Annotated in this window: 1 protein-coding gene; it reads left to right on the forward strand. The window is 36.3% G+C overall.

The window, feature by feature from the left end; translation table 11 throughout:
- Positions 1–817 precede the first annotated feature (817 nt).
- Positions 818–1,702 (forward strand): hypothetical protein, encoded by an 885-nt coding sequence (locus tag ACGF49_RS24475; RefSeq protein WP_387493281.1) that lies wholly within the window; start codon positions 818–820, stop codon positions 1,700–1,702.
- The last annotated feature ends 76 nt before the right edge of the window (positions 1,703–1,778 follow it).

The raw sequence follows: 1,778 nt of genomic DNA on the forward strand, positions 1-1,778 counted from the left end.
TGAAAACATAAAGATTACCTCAAGTCGTGTTTGTTATTGAGATCAATCTATGAGGAAAAAGTTCAATAACGAGGGGGCAGGTTAAAATATTTGTGTAGGAAAGACAGGTTTAGCTGGGGGAGGAGGAAATAGTAGCTCAGTTCAGACATTCCTCAAAGGGCAGGTATCCTATGAAATCGCAACGCAATAAATTAGCGTCATTTAATTGTTATCATTAAACCATCTCCTGAGGAGATAATGTTGTTCGGTTAAGGTTTTTTATAACGAACAGGATATTTTTCTGGTGTATAAGGCACTGAACGTTCGTAACTTCGGTGCCTTTTCTCTTTGGGTAGGATTATTGTTTGATAATGATTTATGGGATATGTCTCAGTGAATAATAGAATAATTTTCCTGCTCGATTTAACATGCTAACTTCATTTTCTTGGGTGAATTATATAAATAGTTGTGTTGAGAGTAATGAAAACATATACAAGTAACATAGTGTCGGTTAGTATTTAATAGGTTAGATAAGTTATTATATTTAGTGAAGCTATATGATACATTAAATAAACCCATGAATTATATTTCACAACCATATGGTTTTAATTTATTTACAAGTTGAGTTTTTCGTATAATATTTAATTTTGACGATGGTGTTGTTAATTTCTTAGTCGTGTAAAAAGTGGGTAGGGATAATAATATTTTTAAATTTCGTCAAGCTTGTTGAATATTTCCATAATGACAAATTTGAAAGGAAATTATTATGTATTATTGGATTGTCCTTGATGAAAAATACCAAGTGATAATAATTTAATTCCTGAATTAAGAGGTATATATGTCTACAGAGGATATGAATATAACTGATCAAAAAGTTGGTAAAGATTCAGTGGTTGTTGGGAATGCCGAAGCACCAGCAATATATGCTATAGCAATTGGTGCTTCACCACTAATTTCTAAATCAATTAGTGAGGGCGCTATTGCTATTGGGCAAAATCAACTGGCGGGTAGAGAAGAGAAAGAGAATAAGAATGATAAAGTCAAATGGCCCATTGCTATTGGTGCTGATTCTGTATCCAGTGGTACAGCTTCTATTGCCCTAGGGCAAAAGGTTGTTGCTAGTGGGGTTCAGGCAGTAGCGATTAGTCAAAACTCCATGTCAACAGGAAGTTCGAGTGTTGCAGTGGGATCAGGCTCAATATCCAGCGGCTCGTCTTCTATTGCTCTGGGGCAAAAGGTTTCTGCCAGTGGGTCTCAAGCAATTGTGATTGGTCAAAACTCTTCTGTAACAGGAAGTAGGAGTATTGTATTAGGATCAGACTCTAAATCCAGCTCTTCGTCTTCTATTATCGTGGGGCAAAAGGTGAATATTAGTGCGTCTCAGGGAATTGCGATTGGGCAAAACGCCTCTGTAACAGCAAGCGGGGGCATTGCATTAGGCGCAAATTCTGTTGCCAGTAAATCGAACGTTGTTTCTGTAGGAAGACCGGGCAATCAACGTAAGATTGTGAATGTTGCTGCCGGGAATATTTCCAAGAACAGTACGGAGGCGGTGAATGGTCAGCAATTATATGCTGAATTGGCAAGAATGAATGCATTGGATATAAAAAATAAGCAACTGGAAATGGATATTAAAAAGCTGGAGAGTACTATAGATAATCTTACCCATTCTATTACTCATCTTACTCTGGGAACCTCTAAAAACTCTCAATACAAAAAATAAGATCAATTTTGCACTCACCAATAAATGACCTTATTGTGTATGACTTTTTCTTGCTTTTTCAGGGGAAAAAATAAAC

Origin of the sequence: Photorhabdus sp. RM96S, assembly GCF_042879335.1 — a bacterium.
GTDB classification, from domain to species: Bacteria; Pseudomonadota; Gammaproteobacteria; order Enterobacterales; family Enterobacteriaceae; genus Photorhabdus; species Photorhabdus kayaii.

Bases quoted from the DNA above. Each gene is read 5' to 3' on its own strand.
- ACGF49_RS24475 (WP_387493281.1), top strand. From the start codon at position 818: ATGTCTACAGAGGATATGAATATAACTGATCAAAAAGTTGGTAAAGAT.